Annotated in this window: 19 protein-coding genes and 1 tRNA gene; 12 read left to right on the top strand and 8 right to left on the bottom strand. The window is 72.0% G+C overall.

The features are described 5' to 3' along the window. The first annotated feature begins 14 nt into the window (after positions 1–14). The 5 genes from OP04_RS10735 to OP04_RS10715 all read left to right on the top strand — a co-directional run bounded on the left by OP04_RS10735 (position 15) and on the right by OP04_RS10715 (position 5,553). Positions 15–1,319 (top strand): hemolysin family protein, encoded by a 1,305-nt coding sequence (locus OP04_RS10735; RefSeq protein ID WP_033339353.1) that lies wholly within the window; start codon positions 15–17, stop codon positions 1,317–1,319. Between the two features lie 273 nt (positions 1,320–1,592). Beyond that, positions 1,593–2,201, top strand: a complete 609-nt coding sequence (locus tag OP04_RS10730; RefSeq protein ID WP_033339352.1) for a DUF6230 family protein — start codon at positions 1,593–1,595, stop codon at positions 2,199–2,201. Positions 2,202–2,232: 31 nt separating this feature from the next. After that, entirely contained in the window at positions 2,233–3,675 is a 1,443-nt protein-coding gene (locus OP04_RS10725; RefSeq protein WP_033339351.1) for a DUF6114 domain-containing protein, read from the top strand. Between the two features lie 148 nt (positions 3,676–3,823). Next, the gene (locus tag OP04_RS49465) at positions 3,824–4,453 is read left to right on the top strand and encodes a DedA family protein (RefSeq protein WP_051797457.1); all 630 of its coding nucleotides are present in this window, start codon (positions 3,824–3,826) and stop codon (positions 4,451–4,453) included. Then, on the top strand, positions 4,369–5,553 hold the full coding sequence (locus tag OP04_RS10715) for a glycosyltransferase (protein ID WP_033339350.1): 1,185 nt from the start codon (positions 4,369–4,371) through the stop codon (positions 5,551–5,553). The genes OP04_RS49465 and OP04_RS10715 overlap by 85 nt, the downstream gene beginning before the upstream one ends. A 39-nt stretch (positions 5,554–5,592) precedes the next feature. On the opposite strand, the gene OP04_RS10710 is transcribed toward OP04_RS10715, so the two are convergent. Continuing rightward, positions 5,593–7,266, bottom strand: coding sequence for a DUF885 domain-containing protein (locus OP04_RS10710; RefSeq protein WP_033339349.1), 1,674 nt, complete (start codon positions 7,264–7,266; stop codon positions 5,593–5,595). Here OP04_RS10710 and OP04_RS10705 point away from each other — a divergent pair. Further along, positions 7,256–8,203, top strand: coding sequence for a DMT family transporter (locus tag OP04_RS10705; protein ID WP_051797456.1), 948 nt, complete (start codon positions 7,256–7,258; stop codon positions 8,201–8,203). The genes OP04_RS10710 and OP04_RS10705 overlap by 11 nt on opposite strands. On the opposite strand, the gene OP04_RS10700 is transcribed toward OP04_RS10705, so the two are convergent. Beyond that, entirely contained in the window at positions 8,178–9,248 is a 1,071-nt protein-coding gene (locus OP04_RS10700) for a PHP domain-containing protein (RefSeq protein ID WP_033339348.1), read from the bottom strand. The two genes, OP04_RS10705 and OP04_RS10700, sit on opposite strands and share 26 nt — an antisense overlap. Before the next feature lie 89 nt (positions 9,249–9,337). Between OP04_RS10700 and OP04_RS10695 the strand changes: the two genes are divergently transcribed. Further along, positions 9,338–11,092, top strand: coding sequence for a M48 family metallopeptidase (locus tag OP04_RS10695; protein WP_051797453.1), 1,755 nt, complete (start codon positions 9,338–9,340; stop codon positions 11,090–11,092). 183 nt (positions 11,093–11,275) lie between these two features. Here the strand turns inward: OP04_RS10695 and OP04_RS10690 are convergent, their stop codons facing one another. Beyond that, a complete protein-coding gene (locus tag OP04_RS10690; RefSeq protein ID WP_051797451.1) occupies positions 11,276–12,259 on the bottom strand; it encodes a prephenate dehydrogenase in 984 nt (327 codons plus the stop codon). Positions 12,260–12,438: 179 nt separating this feature from the next. Here OP04_RS10690 and OP04_RS10685 point away from each other — a divergent pair, with 179 nt between their 5' ends. Continuing rightward, positions 12,439–13,554, top strand: coding sequence for a hypothetical protein (locus tag OP04_RS10685; protein ID WP_232323534.1), 1,116 nt, complete (start codon positions 12,439–12,441; stop codon positions 13,552–13,554). Between the two features lie 621 nt (positions 13,555–14,175). On the opposite strand, the gene OP04_RS10680 is transcribed toward OP04_RS10685, so the two are convergent. After that, a complete protein-coding gene (locus OP04_RS10680) occupies positions 14,176–14,901 on the bottom strand; it encodes a M23 family metallopeptidase (RefSeq protein WP_232323533.1) in 726 nt (241 codons plus the stop codon). A 137-nt stretch (positions 14,902–15,038) separates the two neighbouring features. On the opposite strand from OP04_RS10680, the gene OP04_RS10675 reads away from it, so the two are divergent. Next, on the top strand, positions 15,039–15,485 hold the full coding sequence (locus OP04_RS10675) for a hypothetical protein (protein WP_232323532.1): 447 nt from the start codon (positions 15,039–15,041) through the stop codon (positions 15,483–15,485). On the opposite strand, the gene OP04_RS10670 is transcribed toward OP04_RS10675, so the two are convergent. Together OP04_RS10670 and OP04_RS10665 are read right to left on the bottom strand one after the other, a co-directional pair. After that, positions 15,434–15,916, bottom strand: a complete 483-nt coding sequence (locus OP04_RS10670; protein ID WP_051797446.1) for an acyl-CoA thioesterase — start codon at positions 15,914–15,916, stop codon at positions 15,434–15,436. The two genes, OP04_RS10675 and OP04_RS10670, sit on opposite strands and share 52 nt — an antisense overlap. Then, complete coding sequence (locus OP04_RS10665; RefSeq protein WP_033339345.1) at positions 15,913–16,551, bottom strand: TetR/AcrR family transcriptional regulator; 639 nt, start codon at positions 16,549–16,551, stop codon at positions 15,913–15,915. Before OP04_RS10665 ends, OP04_RS10670 begins: the two co-directional genes overlap by 4 nt. A gap of 124 nt (positions 16,552–16,675) precedes the next feature. On the opposite strand from OP04_RS10665, the gene OP04_RS10660 reads away from it, so the two are divergent. Together OP04_RS10660 and tadA are read left to right on the top strand one after the other, a co-directional pair. Further along, a complete protein-coding gene (locus OP04_RS10660; RefSeq protein WP_033339344.1) occupies positions 16,676–17,236 on the top strand; it encodes a tRNA adenosine deaminase-associated protein in 561 nt (186 codons plus the stop codon). 212 nt (positions 17,237–17,448) lie between these two features. Then, a complete protein-coding gene (tadA, locus tag OP04_RS10655; RefSeq protein WP_269746677.1) occupies positions 17,449–17,898 on the top strand; it encodes a tRNA adenosine(34) deaminase TadA in 450 nt (149 codons plus the stop codon). 42 nt (positions 17,899–17,940) lie between these two features. Here tadA and deoD read toward each other — a convergent pair whose 3' ends face one another. Further along, on the bottom strand, positions 17,941–18,651 hold the full coding sequence (gene deoD / locus OP04_RS10650; protein ID WP_033339463.1) for a purine-nucleoside phosphorylase: 711 nt from the start codon (positions 18,649–18,651) through the stop codon (positions 17,941–17,943). 90 nt (positions 18,652–18,741) lie between these two features. Here deoD and OP04_RS10645 point away from each other — a divergent pair. After that, a tRNA-Ser gene (locus OP04_RS10645) sits at positions 18,742–18,831 on the top strand. Positions 18,832–18,897: 66 nt separating this feature from the next. Here the strand turns inward: OP04_RS10645 and OP04_RS55520 are convergent. Next, positions 18,898–19,641: an NUDIX domain-containing protein gene (locus OP04_RS55520; RefSeq protein ID WP_085066359.1), complete on the bottom strand. Its 744-nt coding sequence runs from the start codon at positions 19,639–19,641 to the stop codon at positions 18,898–18,900. Positions 19,642–19,692: the final 51 nt, after the last annotated feature.

Below are 19,692 nucleotides of genomic sequence, written 5' to 3'. Positions count from 1 at the left end.
GTGAGGAGCCTGCGGTGCAGGAGCTATGGACCCAGCTCGCGCTGGTTGCGGTGCTGGTCGTGCTCAACGCGGCGTTCGCGGGCAGCGAGATGGCGCTGGTCTCCCTGCGGGAGAGCCAGATCCACCGGCTGGAACGGGAGCACGGCGCGGCCGGCCGGGTGCTTGCCCGGCTGGCGAAGGATCCGAACCGGTTCCTCGCCACCATCCAGATCGGCATCACGCTGGCCGGCTTCCTGGCGTCCGCCGCGGCCGCGGTGTCGCTGGCCCGGCCGCTGGTGCCGCTGCTGAGCCCGCTCGGCGGCGCGGCCGAACCGCTGTCGATCGTGATCGTGACGCTGGTGCTGACGTTCGTCACGCTGGTCTTCGGCGAGCTGGCCCCGAAGCGGATCGCGATGTCGCGTGCCGAGGGCTGGGCGCTCGCGGTGGCGCGCCCGCTGAACACGCTGGCCACGATCTCCCGCCCGGCCGTGTGGCTGCTGGGCGCGACCACGGACGTGGTGGTGCGCGCGTTCGGCATCGACCCGGCCGAGGAGCGCGACGAGATCAGCCCGGACGAGCTGCGTGACATCGTGTCCGGCCACCGCGGCTTCACGGTGGAGCAGCAGACGATCATCAACGGCGCCGTGCAGATCGCGGAGCGGCAGCTGCGGGCCGTGCTGGTGCCGCGGTTACGCGTGTTCACGCTGGACTCGGGCACCACGGCGGAGGCGGCGCGGATCGTGCTGGCCGCGTCCGGTCACTCGCGCGCGCCGGTGGTCCGGCACAGCATGCTGGACGACGTGGTCGGCGTGGTGCACCTGCGCGACCTGATCGGCGTGCCGGACGACCGCCCGATCGACGAGTGCGCCCGCCCGCCGCTGTTGCTGCCGGACTCGCTGCCGATCGCGGACGCGCTGCGTCAGTTCAAGGCGGAGCGGCAGCACATAGCGCTGGTGGTGGACGAGCGCGGCGCGATCGAGGGCATCGTGACGCTGGAGGACGTGCTGGAGGAGATCGTCGGCGAGATCTACGACGAGACGGACCGGGACGTGCAGTCCGTGCGTACGGAGGAGGACGGCACGCTGGCGCTGCCCGGCACGTTCCCGGTGCACGACCTGCCGGACATCGGTGTGGAGCTGGACGAGCGCCCGCACGGTGACTACACGACGGTGGCCGGGATGCTGCTGACCGTGCTCGGCCACATCCCGACCGTGCCCGGCGAGACCGTGGCGCTGGACGGCTGGGACGCGGCCGTGACCTCGGTGGACCATCACGCGATCACCGGTGTGGCGCTGCGCCGGCAGCCGGAGCGGGTGGAGCCGGACGCCCAGGTCGCCTGAAGATCCACAGCGACCTGTCCGCTGGCCGTTATCGAATCGTGACTCAAGCACGCATTCGGTCACGCCCGGTGAGGCTCTAGTGGTGATTCGCCCGATAATGCCCGGTTAACCGGCCGGAAACCTTTGCACGCGCCGTAATCAACTGCGTCCATGGATGGTTACCCATGGGTAAGGGTCGGGTTGTGACCCACGTCGCTTCGCACAATCATTGGCTCCGCGATTCGTTACCGGCCGGTAGCTCCCGCCGGTGCACCCTCTCGTGGAGGAGGAACTGTGCAGGCGAAAGGTCATGTGAGCTGGCGCCGTGCGGCGGCGCTGGCGCTCCCCACCGCGGCCGCCACCGGGCTGCTGGTCTTCGGCATGTCCAACGGCGCGGTCGCGGCGTCGTTCTCGGTCTCCGGCAACACGTTCAAGGTCGCGGCGGACCGGCTGGAGGGCGACGGCTTCGCCCAGTACGGCGGCATCGCGTCCCAGGAGAACGGCACCAAGCACCCGACCGCGGTCTCCGCGATCCGCGACGCCGAGCTCTACAACCTCTGCCAGTCGGTGAACGCGTCGAACCCGCTGACCGGCCGCGTCATCCTGACGATCAACGCGGGTGGCGGCGACCGGCCGGCCACCGCCACCAACCTGGTGCTCGACGTGGACGAGCTGCGCGGCGACACGACGTTCACCAACATCGAGATCGGCCGGGACGCGTCCACGCTGAACAAGGGCGGCGAGGGTGCCAAGGGCCAGGCCGGGCTGTTCGGCCAGCAGGCCGACCACGTCACGATCCTCGGCCTGCAGCAGGTCGCGTGGTCGACCACGGCCGGCACGTTCGCGCTGACCGGCCTGCGCCTCAAGGTCAACGTCGGCGACGACGCCAAGGAGTGTTTCTAGACCGGGCTCGCGTCGACGTAGGAGGTAACGGATGCAAGGCGTCGTGCGGGGCTGGCGCGCGTTCGGGCGCTGGCGCTGGACCCGGCCGTTCTGGGGCGGCCTGCTGCTGATCCTGGCCGGGCTGGAACTGTTCGCCACCACCCAGGGCGGCGCGGACCTCAACGGGCTGTCCGTGCACGTCGGGCCCAGCGGCTACCTGAGCTGGCTGCTCCCGGCCGTGCTGGTCACCTGCGGGCTGCTGATCTGGTTCAGCGCCGGCCAGCGCGTGTTCTACTCGGTCATCGGCGCGGTGACCTCGGTGTTCTCGCTGATGGCGGTGAACCTGGGCGGCTTCTTCATCGGACTGCTGCTCGGCGCGATCGGGTCGGTGCTGGCATTCGGCTGGACACCGCCGCCTGCCGAATCCGCCGATGACGAGCCGTCCGATGACGAGCCGTCCGATGACGAGCCGGCGGCGGAGGAGCTGACCGGCCCAAAAGCTGAGGGGGACGGCGGCCCCGCACCGAGCACCGGGCAACTGATCAGGCCCGGCACCGTCGAAGAGCAAGATCAAATACTGCCACGGGGGTACGACGAGAGCGGCGCGATTCCGCCCGGCGACGGTGACGGGCGCGCACGGCGTACCCCCATGGCGGTCTGGATCGTGATTCTGGTTCTGATCCTGGGGGCGGGGCTGGGTGCGCTGCCGGGCGCGGGGGCGGCCCTGGCGCAACCGTGCCCGCCCGCCTCGCCGTCGCCCTCGGTGACCGCGAGCCGATCGCCGGGGCCGATCGAGGGGATCATCGGCGAGATCACCGGCGGGATCGGGGATCTGCTGGGCATCAGTCCCAGCCCCGGCACCGCCGCGTCACCGGCGCCCTCGCCCCCGGCCTCCGGCGGCTCGTGCGGCGCCGATCCGGACCCCGGCGGCTCGGCGGAACCCGGCACACCGGGAGATCCGAACAACCCTGGCGATCCGAGCGACCCCGCGAAGCCGGGTGATCCGGCCGCGCCGAGCGACCCCGCCAAGCCAGGGAAGCCCGCGGACCAGGTGAAGCAGCTGGGAATCCCGGCGGGCGTGCCGCCGGTGGCGATGCGGCCCTCGCTGCTGACCGGCACCAAGGTCGAGATGTGGGATCTGGGGCTCGACGGCATCGTGGACATGCCGCGCGCGGACGGCAGCACGATCAAGGCGCTGCAGTTCTCGATGACCAGGGCCGACACGCACGACTTCAGGCTGGACACGCCACGGCACCAGGAACTCTCCCCGATCACCAGCGCGAAGCTGGGCGTCCAGGGGCACGTGCGGTTCTACGCCACCAGGTTCACCGGCACGCTGCTCGGCATCCCGCTCACGCTGACGCCCGAGTCGCCGCTGCCGCCGGACGGGATTCCGATCGCGCTCCCCTACATCGCGTTCGACGACCCGTCCATGGAGTTGTTGCTGGCCACGTGCGACGTGCTGACCGGTCCGGACCTGGTGGACCGGGTCTGAGCACGCCGGGGAGATCCCCCTACGGGTGGTGTTAGCCCTACCTCGAAGCGGGAAGCTGGCCACATCGATCGGCGTCGCCGAGATCCCTACGGTCGACATAACCGATCGAAACGGGGCCGACGATGCCTGATTCCCGGAACTCCACGGCATGAACCTGCTGGAGCATCCCTACGCGTTGCTCGGCCCGCTCGTGCTCGTCGAGGGGCCGGCCGCGACCGTGACCGCCGGATCGCTGGTCGGCGCCGGGCTCGCCCGGTTCTGGCCGGTGCTGGCGATCGTGGTGCTGGCCGACCTGGCCGGGGACACCGTGCTCTACCTGCTCGGACGCTTCTCACACCACCCGCGGGCCGCGGCGCTGCTGCGCCGTCTCGGCCTCTCCGACGCGCGGCGGGCCCGGTTCACCACGTCGGTCACCCGGTCGCTGCCACGGCTGGTGCTGACCGCGAAGGTCGCGGACTTCCTGGCCATCCCGGCCTACGTCTCCGCAGGCGTGGCCCGCATCCCCTACCAGCGCTTCGTCGCCTGGGTCGCGGCCGGTGCGGCGGCCCGCGCCGCGGTCCTGATCGGGGCCGGCGCGCTCATCGGCTCCAGATTCCACGGCAACGTGCTGCTGCTGACCACGGTCGTCGCGGTGGCGGCGCTGATCCTGCAGGTCGGCTTCCAACGACTTCTCAAGCAACGCAAGGGAGAACCATGCGCATCCTCATCGGTGCCGAGACCTACGCTCCGCACGTCAACGGCGCTTCCTACTTCGCCCAGCGTCTCGCCGACGCGCTGACCGCACGGCACGAGGTGCACGTGGTGTCGCCGTCGACCGGTTATCGCAGCTTCCGGCGGCGCGCGGCGAACGGGGTGGTCGAGCATCGGGTGCGCGCGCTGCCCGTACCCACGCATCCGGGTTTCCGGTTCTGCGCGCCGATCGGCTTGCGGCAGGTCGCCGCGCGGATCCTGGACGAGGTGCTGCCGGACGTCGTCCACGTGCAGAGCCACTTCCCGCTCTGCCGCGCGCTGGTCTCCGAGGCACGGGCGCGCGGGCTGCTCGTGGTCGCCACCAACCACTTCATGCCGGAGAACCTGACGCACTACCTGCCGGTCGGCGGCGGCGGACGGCAGGTCGTGCACGACTGGGCCTGGCGCGATGCGGCCCGGGTCTTCGCGGCGGCGGACGCGGTCACCGCGCCGACGCCCTATGCGGCCGCGCTCGCCACCATGGCCGGCGTGCCGGGCCCGGTGCTGCCGCTGTCCTGCGGCATCGACCTCGAACGTTTCGGCCCGCAGGTCTCCGCGTCCGAGTTCCGGCTGCGGCACGGCGTGGAGGACAAGCCGACCGTGCTGTACGTGGGCCGGCTCGACGCGGAGAAGAACCTGGACGTGGTGATCAGGGCGTTCGCGCTGGTCCGCGAGAAGGCCGACGCCCGCTTGGTCCTCGTCGGCAAGGGCGCGGAGCGGCAGAATCTGGAGGCGCTGGCCGAGCGGCTCGGCGTGAGCGGGACGGTGCGGTTCACCGGGTTCGTGCCGGACGAGGAGCTGCCGTCCGCGTACGCCGCGGCCACGGTCTTCGTCAACGCCGGCACCGCGGAGCTGCAGAGCCTCGTCACGCTGGAGGCGATGGCCGGCGGGCGGCCGGTGATCGGCGCGGACGCGGCCGCGCTGCCGCACCTGGTCATCGACGACGAGACCGGCTACCTGTTCCCGCCGGGCGACAGCATGGCGCTGGCCGACCGGCTGCTGACCGTGCTCGGCAACCCGGACCTGGCGGAGTCGCTCGGACGCAGCGCCCGCGCGCACGCGGAGAAGCACGACGAGGCCGTGACGGTGGCCGCGTTCGAGAGCCTCTACGCGATTCGTGCGGCGCGGGCTGCCGCATCCGTCGTCTAAGGCGTGTGTGGTGGCTCGCCGCGAGCCACCACGGACGTCCTAGAACCTGGCCATGGCCTGGCGGAACGGGTCGAGGCCGATCGAGCCCAGGTTCAGGCCGGCCTCGTGGAACGTACGGAGATCGAACGCGGAACCCTGCCGGGCTCGGGCATCCTCCCGGGCCTGGAGCCAGAAGCGCTCGCCCACCTTGTACGACGGCGCCTGCCCCGGCCAGCCCAGGTAGCGGTTGAGCTCGAAGCGCAGGTTGTCGTCCGGCACCCGGCAGTGCGCGCGCATGAACGCCCAGCCGTGCTGCGGCGTCCAGCGCTCGCCCGGCGCGAAACCGAACGGGTTGTCCGCCGGGATCTCCAGCTCCAGGTGCATGCCGATGTCGACGATCACGCGCGCGGCCCGGAACGCCTGGCCGTCCAGCATGCCGAGCTTGTCGCCCGGGTCGTCCAGGTAGCCGAGCTCGTCCATCAGGCGCTCCGCGTAGAGCGCCCAGCCCTCGCCGTACCCGGAGGTCCAGCACATCAGCCGGCGCCAGCGGTTGAGCAGGTCCGCGCGGACCGTGGTCTGGCCGACCTGGAGGTGATGGCCGGGCACACCCTCGTGGTAGACCGTGGTGACCTCGCGCCAGGTGGAGAAGTCCGTGATCGCGCCGGGCACGGCCCACCACATCCGGCCCGGCCGGCTGAAGTCCTCGCTCGGGCCGGTGTAGTAGATGCCGCCGTCGCTGGTCGGCGCCAGGCAGCACTCCAGGCGCAGCACCTGCTCCGGGATGTCGAAGTGGGTGCCGTTCAGCTCCGACACGGCCTTGTCCGCGAGCGCCTGCATCCAGTCGCGGAACGCCTCCTTGCCGTGGATCGTCCGCGCCGGGTCCGCGTCCAGCGTGGCCACGGCCTCGTCGATGCTCGCGCCGGGGCCGACGATCCGGCCCGCGACCAGGCGCATCTCGTCCTCCAGGCGGGCCAGCTCGTCGAAGCCCCAGGCGTACGTCTCCAGCAGGTCCAGCTTCGCGCCGACGAAGTACTGCGACGCCAGCGTGTACCGTTCCAGGCCGGCCGCCTGCTTCTCCCGGCCCAGCGGCGCCAGCTCGCGGCGCAGGAACTCGCCGAACTCCACGGTCGCCCGGTTCGCGGCCTCGGCGCCCCGCTCCAGGTCCTTCGCCAGCCCCGCGCTGCCCGGCAGCAGTCGCCGGACCAGCGCGCGGTAGACGTCGTCCTGCTCCGGGTCGGTCCAGACGCCGCACTGCTTCGCGACCTCGATGATCTGCTCACGCGGGCTGACGTGGCCCCTGGCGGCCTCGTCCAGCAACGTGGTCCGGATCTGCGCCAGCGCGTGCGGGACCTTGTTGAGCCGGGCCGCGATGTTCGCGATCGCGCGCTCGCCCTCGGTCGGCATCAGGTCGAACGCGCCGCGGACCTCGTGCAGCGCGCCGGTGATCACGTTGAGCTCGCTGGCGGTGTCGCCGGACTCGTACCGGGCCAGGCTCAGCTCCAGCCGCTCGATCATCGCCTCGCGGCCGACCTCCTCGTCCGGGGAGCCGGCCGGGGTGGCGTGCAGCGCGGCCACGGTCCGGCGGTCCAGGTCGGCCTGTGCGGCGTGCCCGTCCGGTGTCAGGTCGTCGAATGTGTCGTCGTAGCCGTCGATACCGAGGTGCGTGGCGCCGATCGGATTCAGCGGCGCCCATTCCTCGACGTACCGTTCGGCGAGATCGTCGATGTGTCCCACCCGCAGATGTTGTCATACCGCTAGGGCAGAGTGTCCCGGTGTGACGACCCGCTCCTGGCTGCCCGGATATCTGGCGCTCGCCGCCATCTGGGGCGCCAGCTTCCTGTTCATCGGCATCGGTGTCCGTGAGCTGCATCCGGTCTACGTGACGCTCGGGCGTGTCGTGGCCGGCGCGCTGGCGCTGATCGTGGTGCTGCTCCTCACCCGCGACCGGCTGCCCCGCGATCCCGTGGTCTGGGCCCACCTCTGCTTCACCGGCCTGGTCGGCGTGGTCATCCCGTTCACGCTCTTCGGGTACGGCGAGCAGCGCGTCTCCTCCGGCCTGGCCGGGATCTGGAACGCGACCACGCCACTGCTCACGCTGCCGATCGCGGCGCTGGTCATGCGCACCGAGAAGCTGACCGTGCGCCGGGCCGCCGGCGTGGGCGTCGGGTTCCTCGGCGTGCTGGTGGTGCTCGGCGTGTGGCAGGGCGTCGGCGGCGCGCACCTGTCCGGGCAGCTCATGTGCCTGGGCGCGGCCGCGTGTTACGGGGTGGCGATTCCGTACCAGAAGAAGTTCCTCGGCCACCGCCCCGACTCGTCCGGCGCGCTCGCGGCCGGGCAGCTGATCACCGCGACCGCGCAGCTGCTGATCGTGGCGCCGCTGCTGGCCGGCGCGCCGCCGTCGCCGCTGGGGCTGTCTCCGGAGGTGGCCGCCAGCGTGCTGGTGCTCGGCGTGTTCGGGACCGGGCTGGCGTTCCTGATCAACATGCGGAACATCCGGATCATGGGCGCGAGCACGGCCTCGTCCGTGACGTACCTGATCCCGGTCTTCGCGGTGCTGCTCGGCGTGCTGGTACTGGACGAGCACATCTCCTGGCACCAGCCGGTCGGCGCCGTGATCGTCATGCTCGGCGTCGCGATCAGCACGATCAGCGTGCGGCGGCCCACTCCATGAGCGCGTCCGCGGACCACGTGTTCACCACCCGGTCCGCGGGCACGCCGCACAGCGACGCCCGCTCACAGCCGAACCGTTGCCAGTCCAGCTGACCGGGCGCGTGCGCGTCCGTGTCGATCGCGAAGAGACAGCCGGCCTCGACCGCGAGCCGCAGCAGGCGTTTCGGCGGGTCCAGCCGGTCCGGCCGGCAGTTGATCTCGACGGCCTTGCCGTGCTCCGCGCACGCGGCGAAGACGCGCTTCGCGTCGAAGTCGCTCGGCGGGCGGCTGGTCGTCGCGCGATGCCCGCGGTCGCCCTCGCCCTTGATGCCGACCTGCGACGGCGGCACCCGGCGGCCGGTGCAGTGCCCGAGAATGTCCAGGTGCGGGTTGGCCACCGCCTTCAGCATCCGGCGCGTCATCGCGGCCGAGTCGGCCCGCAGCTCGCTGTGCACGGACCCGACCACCACGTCCAGCCGGGCCAGCAGCTCGTCCTCCTGGTCCAGCGTGCCGTCCGGGTTGATGTCCACCTCGATCCCGGTCAGGATGCGGAACCCCTCCGGCAGCTGCGCGTTCAACGTTGCCACGTGGTCGAGCTGTTTCCTCAGCCGCGCCGGGGTCAGGCCGCGCGCCACCTTCAGCCGCGGCGAATGGTCGGTCAGCACCAGATATTCGTGGCCGACCTCGACCGCGGCCAGCGCCATCTCCTCGATCGGCGAGCCGCCGTCCGACCAGTCCGAGTGGCTGTGGCAGTCGCCGCGCAGCTGTTCCCGCAGCCTGTCGGCGGCCACGGACGTGTTCGTGCCCTCGGTCGCGGCCAGCCGCCGCAGATACACCGGCTCCTCGCCGGCCAGCGACTCCGCCACACAGCGTGCGGTCACGTCGCCGACGCCCTTCAGCTCGCCCAGCGTGCCGTTCTCCGCGCGGGTCCGCACCTCGTCCGGGGCGAGGCCGCCGAGCACGGTCGCGGCGGACCGGAACGCCTTCACCCGGAACGTCGCCTCGTGCGCCGCCTCGAGCAGGAACGCGATGCGCCGCAGATCGGCGACCGGATCACGAGAAGCCATGTCGTCAACCTAACGCGGGCTTGTCGGTCAATGCGCGCAATGGGTACTGTCCGGCCACGTGTGCCTGTGGCGCACGGGGAGGATCGACGATGACCGCCACGCTACGGGCCGCCGTCTCGGTGGCGCTGCTCGCCGGGTTCTACCTGGTCGCGCTCGGTCAGCTCGCGCTCGCCGCGATCCTGCTGCTCTGGGTCACCGCGATCGTCGCCGGACCGGACGCGGTCAAGCTCGCGCTGCCGCTCATCACACTCGGCGTCGGCGTCGCCGCGCTCCCGATCGGCCGCGGCCTCGCCCGCCGCCGGTCCCGCCCGCAGAGCATCCCGGTCGCGCCCGAGCGCGCGCCGGACCTGTGGCGGGTGGTCCGGGAGATCGCGGAGCAGGCCGGCACGCGCGCGCCGGACCGGATCCGGCTGCTGCCGGACGCCACCGTGCGGATCACCGAGGACGTGCGCCTGCTCGGCCTGGTCCCCGGCACCCGCACGCTCTACGTCGGACTGCCGCTGCTGCAGATCCTGACCGTGGACCGGGCCCGTGCGGTGCTCGCGCACGAGCTGGGGCACTTCTCCAGGCCGGGCGGCGTCGCGTACCGGGGCCGGCTCGCGGTCACGGCCGCGCTGCCCCGGATGCCGATCAACCTCCGCTGGTACGCGCACTTCTACCTGGCCGTCGACGCGGCCGGCACCCGCCTGCAGGAGGCCGCGGCCGACCGCCTCGCGGTCACGGTCGCCGGACCGGGCGCCGCCATCGCCGCGCTCCAGGACCGGCCCGTGCTGGAGGCCGCCTGGTCGTTCTTCTTCCGCCGGTACGTGCGGCCCGGCTGGGAACACGGCTACGTGCCGGACGACCTGTTCGGCGGGTTCGCCGACTTCGTGCACGCCCGCGCGGACGAGCTGGACGACCTGCGCAACCGGAAGCCGGACGCGGACCGCTGGGACACGCACGCGCCGGTCGCGGACCGGGTGGCCGCGCTCGGCGGGCTGCCGTCCACCACGGACGACGAGGCACCGGTGCCGGCCACCGCGCTGCTCACGGACCCGGCCGGCGCGGCCCGCGCGCTGCAGGACGCCACGGTCGCGGACGGACGCCGCCCGCTGGCCTGGCCCGAGTTCATCGCGGCGGCCGGCACGGCCACGCTGCGGCGCGAGGCCGACGAGGTGCTGCGGGAGACCGGTCGGACGCTCGGCCGCGACGACGTCGGCCTGTCCGAGGCGCTGGACGTGGCCGCCACCGGCCGGTTCGCGCGCGGGCCGGTCGAATCACTGCTGCTCCTGGCCGCGGTCCAGACCGGCGCGGCCGGTTGGCGGCACAGCTGGTCCTCGCCGCCACGCCTGATCGGCCGGGACGGCGTCGTGCTGCGGTTCGGCGAGATCGCGGACCTGGCGCGCAGCGACCGGACCGTGGACGAGGCCCGCAAACGGCTCACCGACCTGGGCATCGACACCGGGTCCGCGCTGCTCGCCCCGCGGTCCGGTGCGGCCGGCGCGGGTGCGGTGGCCGGCCTGATGAACGTGATCGTCAACGGCGAGCGGTCGGACGTGGTGCTGCTCAACACCGGCCTGATCGTGGTGCCGGGCGTGACGCGGCTGCGGCAGCGGGACGTGCGGCCGCGCATGCACGCGATGCTCACCTCGGTCCCGCCGGAGGAACTGGCGGCCGCGCCCGGCCACCGTTTCGTGGCCTACGCGGAGTTCGCCGACGCCCGCCTGGCCCGCCGTGTCCCCAAGACCTACGAGATCACGCTGCACGACGGCGCCGCCCTCAAGATCCGGGCCGGCGGCGACACCGAGGAGCTCGGCCCCGGCTGGTCCACGCTCGCCGACGCCACGCTCGCCTCGCGGACCTGACGCCCGCACCGCTACCGGCGCGGATGATCGCGTCGACGGGCGTTGTGCACAGCGGGTTCTGCCCTTGCGACCACGGATCGCGCAGGGAGGAGCGCCGGCGACGACCGTTGCCCGCGGGAGCGAACGGGCCGTACCCCGGCGTAGGTGGGCAAAGGAAATTGATCTAGATCTAGATCTTGATCCTTAGTCCGGGCGGACCGCGGTGACCGTGGTGCGGTCCTTGGAGACGCCGGTGATCCAGCCGCCGGCGCGGCCCAGGTCGAGCAGCGCGTTGACCGTGGGGCGCATCGGGAGCGGTTCGCCGGCGACCGGTGGCCAGGCGGAGCGGACGTCGTGGCCGGGGGCGAGCCAGGGGCGCAGCGCGGCGATCGGGTTGCGGGCGTCGAGCGCGTCGCGGGCCGCGGTGAGCGAGTCGATCACGGCGTCCAGGACCGGGCGGACCGCGTCCGCGTTGCCGCCGCACATGGCCGCGACCAGCTCGGAGCGGGTGGCGGCGACGCGCGTGCCGTCGCGGAACGAACCGGCGCCGAGCGCGGCCGCGAGCGGCGCGGCGGCCTGCTCCGCCACCGCGGACGCGACCAGGTGCGGCACGTGGCTGATCGCGGCGACGGCCCGGTCGTGGTCGGCCGCGGTGGCCGGTACCGCGCGGGCGCCGAGGCCGGTGACCAGGTCCGCGAGGTCGAGCCAGTCGCCGAGCATGGTACGACCGGGCTCGAGCCCGAGCACCCACGCGCAGCCGTCGAAGAGGCGCGGGTCGGCCGCGGTGAAACCGGACGTCTCGCGACCGGCCATCGGGTGCCCGCCGACGAAGCCGGCCAGCCGCTGGGAGCCGCCCAGGTACTGCTCGGCCAGCTCCAGCACCGGCACCTTGACCGAGGTCACGTCCGTGATCAGTCCGCCGAAGCCACGCCCGGTCAGTTCGTCCAGCACGATCTCCAGCGCGGGCAGCGGCACCGCGACGATGCACAGCTCCGCGTCCGCGACCGCGGCGGAGACGCTCGGCGCTATCTGCCACCGGGCGCTCGGCGGGGCCTCGGCGGACGCGGTACGGGCGGTGCCGCGGGTGGCCGGATCGTTGTCGAAGCCGACGACCTTGTGCCCGGCGGCGGCGAGGGCACGCAGCACCGACCCCCCGATGAGACCCATACCGATCACCGCGACGCGCACGCGGTGACTTTGTCACAGCACCGTGCGGGCCGGACGCGCGGCTCCGGGTCACCGGTTCGGCCCCGGCACGCCTCCACCGAAGCTCTTGCGGCTTTTCACCCTTTTTGCTCGCCGGTCCCGGTCTTCTTCGCACGTACCGTTATGAAATGATTTTTAGGGACTTAGTGTGTCGAATCCTCGTGACGACGATCGCGTGCACCGCGCTCGCGACCGGCACCGCGACGCCCGCGCACGCGATCGGTTCCACCCCGGACAACACGCCCGGGTTCAACGGCTCGGTCTGGGCAACCGCGTACGCCGGCGACACCGTCTACCTCGGCGGCGACTTCACCGCCGCCGTGGTCGACGGCAAGCAGATCGCCCGCAGCCGCCTCGCCGCCGTCGACGCGAAGACCGGCCGCCTCCTCGACTGGGCCCCCGCCGCGGACGGCACCGTGCGCGCGATCGCCACCGGCGGCGGCGCGGTCTACGTCGGCGGCGCGTTCAGCAAGATCGGCGCCGTCAAGCGCGACAGCCTGGCGAAGCTCGACGGGACCACCGGCGCGGTCAGCGCCATGCTCAACCACACCATGACCGGTCAGCCCTACGCGCTGCTGATCGAGGGCAACCGCCTCTACGCCGGCGGCAACCTCACCGACGTCGACGGCGAGCCCCGCGGCATGCTGGCCGCGTTCGGCCTCGGCAGCGGCAAGCTCGACGGCACCTGGCTCCCGAAGGCCGACGACCAGGTCCAGGCGCTCGCTGCCGTCGGCGGCCGCATCTACGTCGGCGGAAAGTTCAAGAAGATCAACTCTGCCGGTGGCGCCCCGCGCCTCGCCGCCGTCAGCCCCGTCACCGGCGCCCCCGACCCCACATTCAAGACCAAGGCCACCGTCATCGTGTACGGCATCGCCGTCAGCCCGACCGGCGTCTACGCCGCGCACGGCGGCCAAGGTGGCAAGGTCATCGGCTACGCCCTGGACGGCACCGTCCGCTGGACCATGACCATGGACGGCAACCCCCAGGCCCTGGCCATGCTGTCCGGCACGCTCTACATCGGCGGCCATTTCGACAACATCTGCGCCACCGCCTCGACCGGCACCCAGGGCAGCTGCAAGGACGGCCAGATCCCCCGGATCAAGCTGGCCGCCGCCTCTCCGTCGGACGGTTCCCTCGACCCCTGGACCGCCGACGGCAACGGCGTCCTGGGCGTCCTGGCCATGGCGTCGAGCCCCGCGCTCGGCAAGTTCACCGCCGGCGGCGCCTTCACCACGATCAACGGCGTCGCACGAAAGCGCTTCGCCCAGTGGGGCTGACCGCTCCCGCGGCCTGTTCTTTCTAGCCGCGTTCCGCCCCGCTGTGTCCCGCTTTCTGTCGTGTCCCGCTTTCCCCGCTGCGGTCCCGCGCGCACCGGCGACGCGAACGGTTCGGCCGCGCCCAGCAACGCCCGGGACTACCCCTTGTGCGCGATGCCCGAGCCCCCACGCCGTCCCTTTTGGTGGCTTTGCGGGCTCGACCGTCATCGCTGTCACCGCTGATCTTCGCAAGTCACGCTCCGTGCCGGTCCGCCATAATATGAAATTCCGGGCGCGAAGTGCCCGAAATTGACACGGGCGACCCGCCTGCCGCCGTCAGTGCGAAGTGCCGCCATGTGATGCCGGCGCAGGCGTCGCGACCGATCTCGCCATCCGCTGACCTCCGGCCTCGGAGCCAGTCCTTGCGACCGCCCAGCCGCAGCCGCGCCTGAGGCCGTGACCAGCGGCGGAAGCCGCGTGGCCTTTTCCCGGCCACGGCGGGACCGGCTCCGAAACGGCGTGCGTAACGGAGCGAAGCGGAGGTGGAGCCCGCCGGAGGTTGGCCCGCGGGAGCAGCGCTGCCGGACCACGCCGGAAGCGGGAAGATCGGGGTCTGGGTTTCGCGTGCCTGCGGGGAGCGGATCAGTAAGGGGCTTTGGGGCAGCCGTCGTTCTCGGCGATGTAGTCGGCGGCCTCCGCCTTGGGGGAGTTGGAGCCCTGTTTGCGCCAGGAGTCGAGGTAGGGGGCGGGCCAGAGCGCGCCGCGGCGGATCCACCAGTCGCCGACCTGGGCGCAGGCGGGGGAGATGCCGAAGTGGAGGTGGCAGACGTTGTTGGCGTTGCCGGTCTTGCCGACGTTGCCGAGGCGCTGACCGGCGCGGACGCGGACGCCGGGCTCGATGCCGGCGTCGACCACGGACATGTGGGAGCCGTAGTAGCGCACGCCGTCGTCACCGACCAGGGAGACGAAAAAGCCGCCGTTGAGCGGGCCGTCGGGCTTGCCCTTGACGAACTCGTCCTTGCGGCTGATCTCGACGACCGTGCCGTCGGTGACGGCCAGGACCGGGTTTCCGCAGTTGGCGAAGATGTCGGTGGCGGGGTTGGTGGCGTGCGTCGGGTGGTAGGAGACGGGGCTGCCGGGCACCGGGAACACGTATTTGTAGTTCGCGGCCTTTGCCGGCGTCGGCGACGCGCTCTTCGAGGCCGACGCCGACGGGGAGGCCGACGGCGCGGCGGACGCGGAGGCCGGCGCGGGCGAGGACGGCTCCGGCAGGATGACCGGCGCGGACGAACCGGCCTGCCAGACCGGCGCGGACTGCTCCGGACCGGTGGCACAACCGCCGGCCACCAGCACGGCGGTCAGTGACATCGCGATCCCGGCCATTGATGAGGCGCCCCGTTGCATTCGGCCATCTTGGCAGATGGACGCCGTGCGCGGGTCTCACTGTCATATCGGCGTTAGGCTCGGACGAAAGGCAACCGCGAGCGATCCAGGAGCGTGGCTACGTGGCGCAACAGCCCGGTTACGGCGATCCGGCCTTCATGTCGCCTCCGCCGTTTGAGCCGGGCAACGATCGCTTCGCCGGGCCGCCCGCGATAGTGGCGGCCCGGGAGGCCTACCGCTTCGGGCGGGTGGATCAGCCGCAGTCGATACCGCCGCGGCCCACCTACCGGGAGCCGCACCCGGTGCGCGCGTTGTCGCTGGTGGCGGGCATGAGCGGCGCGGTGCTCTGGATGGCCGTGCTGCCATTGCTGGGCACGAGCCTCGGCGGGTACGTGTGGTGGACGCTGATCGCGGGCGGTGTTGCCTGGCTGGCCGCGGGCGTGCTGGTCCGCGCCGGGGACCGGGGTGCCGCGGCCGGCATCTCGATCAGCGTGGGCGTGGCCTGGGCGATCGCCGCCTACGCGGTCGCGGTCCGGTGGGCCGAGACCTCGAACTGGCCACTGTGGTGAGACGGCTTCAGAAGAGCTTTGACGAGGGTACGGGCGTCGGCCGACCACGGGGCCGGGCGCATGGTGGCGGGGTCGAGGCAGATGTTGACCCGGCGTCCTTCCGCGTGCACGACCGCGCCGTCCTCGGAGAGGAAGCGGAACCGGTAGTCCGCGCTGGTCGTGCCGAGCTTCTCCAGCCAGAAGTGCACGGCGGCCCGGCCGGTGCCCACGATCGGCGCGTGGAACGTGATCGAGTACTCGCGGATCACGTTGTACGCATCAGGCCTGGTCGGGCGGCCTCCGGCGAAGGACCAGCCGCGCTCCGCCCACCAGCCGATCAGCGCGCGCTCGAACAGCACCCCGAACCGGGCATTGTGCACGATGCCCAGCGCGTCCAGATCGTCGAAGTGGATCGGGACGGCGATGGTGGTGCCGTAGTCGGCCTCGGTCATTCGTGCTCCTTGATCAGGGTGGGATCCGTGCTGAGCGCGCGCAGCCGGTCGCGCATGGACCGCAGCGCGTGGTCGTAGACCGCATCCGGGCCGAGTAGCCGGGACTGCATGACCGCGGCCAGCCCGAGCGCCTCCGCCTCGTAGGCCAGCAGCGCCGGGTCGGTCTCCGGCCGCAGCTCGCCGAGCGCGATGGCCTCGCCGGCCAGGCGCTCGATCAGCGCCAGCCAGTCGGTGAGGATCGCGGCGAGCCGGTCGTGGATCGGGCCCTGCCGCGCGTTGAACTCGAACTGCACATTGCCGAAGAAGCAGCCGCCGGGGAGCACCCGGTCCGCGTAGAACGCGATGCGGTGCCGGTGCAGCGCCCACAGCCGGCGCAGGCCGCGTGGCTCGCGCAGTGCCGGGCTGATCACCTGCTCCAGCCACTGCTCGCGGGCGCGCTCGATCGTGGCGAGCTGCAGCTCCTCCTTGCTGCGCCAGTGCGCGAAGAGCGCGGACTTGCTGATCGTCAGCGCGTCCGCGACCTGGCCCAGGGAGAGGCCGTCGAGCCCGTTGCGGGTTGCCAGCACCACCGCGGCGTCGAGCACCCGGGTCCGGGTGCGGTCGCCGCGGGCGAGTCGTCCGTCGCGCGTGGTCACGGCGGTGAGGCTACTAAAAGAACGACCGGTCGTAAAGATTAGCGAGGGTTCCGGAATGCCCTATAAGCGACGCTTGCACCGACTAGCGTCACGCGTATCGACGGCTGGTATTCGGGGGGACCCAATGTCGTACTTCGCTGCCGCCCTGGTTCGGGGCCCGAGTGGTTGGTCCGCACAAGACCTCGCGCTGACCGGTGCCGCGGACACCGAGGACATCGCCGACCGGCTGCGGGACGTCGACCACGACGCCGACCTCAGCCTGCTCTTCGTCGAGTCCGACGACTCGTACCTGGTGATCATGCGGCTGGACGAGGGCGAGGACCCGCGCGTCTTCGGCTCCGACTCGATCTTCGCGGAGGAGTCGCGCCTCGGCGCGCTGCTGCTCAGCGACATCGAGATGCCCGCGATCGAGATCCACAACGAGATCGAGGAGATCACCGAGGGGGTCGAGGAAGGGTCCGCCGCCACCGGCGCCGATCACAAGGCGCCGCCGGAGGAGCCGGAGATCGACCCGGTCGGGGACGCCGACCTGCTCGCGGACCTGGGGATCTCGTCTCACGATCTGCTGCTGATGTGCGGGCGGGGCGGGGTGCACCCGTCGGATGTGACGCATGAGCTGTGCGAGCAGATCATCGGGAGCGCGGAGGCCGTGGACGAGCTGCGGGAGCACGCGTTGCGGCACTGATCGCGCGTGCCGCGTCCGGCTGGCGTGCCGGCCCGGTCCGGCCGTGTGCCGAGCCTGCCTGCGGTGCGGTGCGGTGCGGTGCGGTGCGGTGCGATGCGGGGCCTGCCTGTGGTGCGGGGCCTGCTTGCGGTGCGGGGCCTGCTTGCGGTGCGGGGCCCGCCTGCGGTGCCGGGTCGGGGCGCGTGGCGGGGGTGCTCGTGGAGAATGCGCGGGTGGAGACGCGGCGGGAGCGGCACGAGCGGTGGATGCGGCGGGCGCTGACGGTGGCGGCGGGTGCCGGCGACGACGTACCCGTGGGGGCCGTGATCTTCGGTCCTGATGGCGCCGAACTCGCACTCGGCCGCAACGAGCGCGAACTCACCGGAGACCCGACCGCGCACGCGGAAGTGCTGGCCCTGCGCCGCGCCGCCGCCGTCCTGGGCGAGTGGCGGCTGACCGGCTGCACCCTCGTGGTCACGCTCGAGCCGTGCACGATGTGCGCCGGCGCGCTGGTGCTGGCCAGGGTCGAGACCGTCGTGTTCGGCGCGTGGGAGCCGAAGACCGGGGCGGCGGGCTCGCTCTGGGACGTGGTCCGGGACCGGCGGTTGAACCATCGGCCGGAGGTCTACGGCGGCGTGCTGGAGACGGAGTGCGCGGCGCTGCTGACGGACTTCTTCGAATGACCTGCCGCGGGGCGGGCGTCTTCGCACCCGCCCCGGGCCCGGTCAGGCCGTGACGGCCGTGTCCAAGGCGATCTCGATCATGGAGGAGAACGTCTGCTCGCGCTCCTCGGACGTGGTCTTCTCGCCGCGCTTGATGTGGTCGCTGACGGTCAGCAGCGTCAGCGCCTTCGCGCGGTACCGGGCCGCCGTGGTGAACAGCGCCGCCGACTCCATCTCGACCGCGAGCACGCCGTAGTCGGCCAGCCGGTCGTAGATGTCCATCCGGTCCGTGTAGAACAGGTCCGCCGCCAGGATCGGCCCGACCCGCACCGGGATCTGCCGCTCCTCCGCCGCCGCCACCGCGGTCCGCAGCAGCCCGAAGTCCGCCACCGGCGCGTAGTCGATGATGCCGTCGAACCGCTGCCGGTTCATGCTCGAATCCGTGGACGCACCGTTGACCGCGATCACGTCCCGCAGGTGCAGATCGTCGACCAGCGCGCCACACGTGCCGACCCGGATCAGCGTCTTCACGCCGTACTCGTTGATCAGCTCGTGGGCGTAGATCGTCGCGGACGGCATCCCCATGCCGGAGCCCTGCACCGACACCTCGACCCCACGGTACGTGCCGGTGAAGCCCAGCATCCCCCGCACGGTCGAGTAGCACTTCGCGTCCTGCAGGAACGTCTCCGCGATCCACTTGGCTCGCAGCGGATCCCCCGGCATCAGGACCCTCGGGGCGATCTCGCCCGGCTTAGCGCCGATGTGCACACTCATGCCGCCGATCATGCCAGGCCGTGGCCTCCCTCGTTCCGGGAAGCATCCCCCGTGCGCATCGGCGATGGGGCGTCCGGTAACGTACCTACCGGTGGTGTGTCCGAGTGGCCTAAGGAGCACGCCTCGAAAGCGTGTGAGGGTGCAAGCCCTCCGCGGGTTCAAATCCCGCCGCCACCGCCATCCAGCAGGGTAAACGCCCGGCAGCTGCGCCAGCAGCGGCCGGGCGTTTCTCTTTCTGCCGGAAGCTCAGCGCAGGAGGCCGTCGAGGTGCTCCTGCGCCGGCCCGAACAGTGGGTACGGCACACGCTCGGCGAGCGCGGCGCGGTCGCACCACGCCACCTCGGCCAGTTCCTTCTCGTCGCCGACCTGTGCGGTGCCGCTGATCACCTCGCACACGACGTAGTGCATGAGCCGCCCCGTGGCCGGGTGCACGCGCTCGCCGAGCGTCCGCGTCGGCCGGACGGTGACGCCGGTCTCTTCTTCGGCCTCGCGGGCCGCCGCCTGCTCGACGGTCTCGCCGGGTTCGACCTTGCCGGCCGGGAACTGCCAGGAGAGCGAACCTTCCGCGACCCTCCGCCGCACCATGAGCACCCGCCCCCGGTCGACGATGACGGCGGCCGCGACGGCCGGACGCTGCAGGATCTCGGCAACCGTGAGTCGCGTCCCGGCCGGATACGTGTCGACCTGCCCGGAAACGCGGGTCACCGTGACCGCGGCACCCGAGGTGAGGACGTCACCCGGCCGCAGATCGACGACGGGCGGCGGCTCCACCGCGAACGTGCCGTGCCCGTGCCGCACCTCGATGAGCCCTTCGTGCCGCAGCACTCCCAGCGCCCGGCGGATCGTCTCGCGCGCGAGGCCGAACTCGTCGTGCAGGTCCTTCTCGGAGGGCAGCCGCTGGCCGGGAGGCAGCGCGCCGCTGGTGATGCGATCACGTATGACGCCGGCGAGCTGCCGGTAGACGGCGCCTCCACGGTCCGGCGTGATCATGTGGACACGCTAGGCAGGGGCGTATGGACGCCAAGCGGCGTATTCGTCTAG

Origin of the sequence: Catenuloplanes japonicus, assembly GCF_000717135.1 — a bacterium.
GTDB lineage: Bacteria > Actinomycetota > Actinomycetes > Mycobacteriales > Micromonosporaceae > Catenuloplanes > Catenuloplanes japonicus.
The sequence above is the reverse complement of the archived record's forward strand: the minus strand, read 5'-3'. Positions and strand labels throughout refer to the sequence as shown.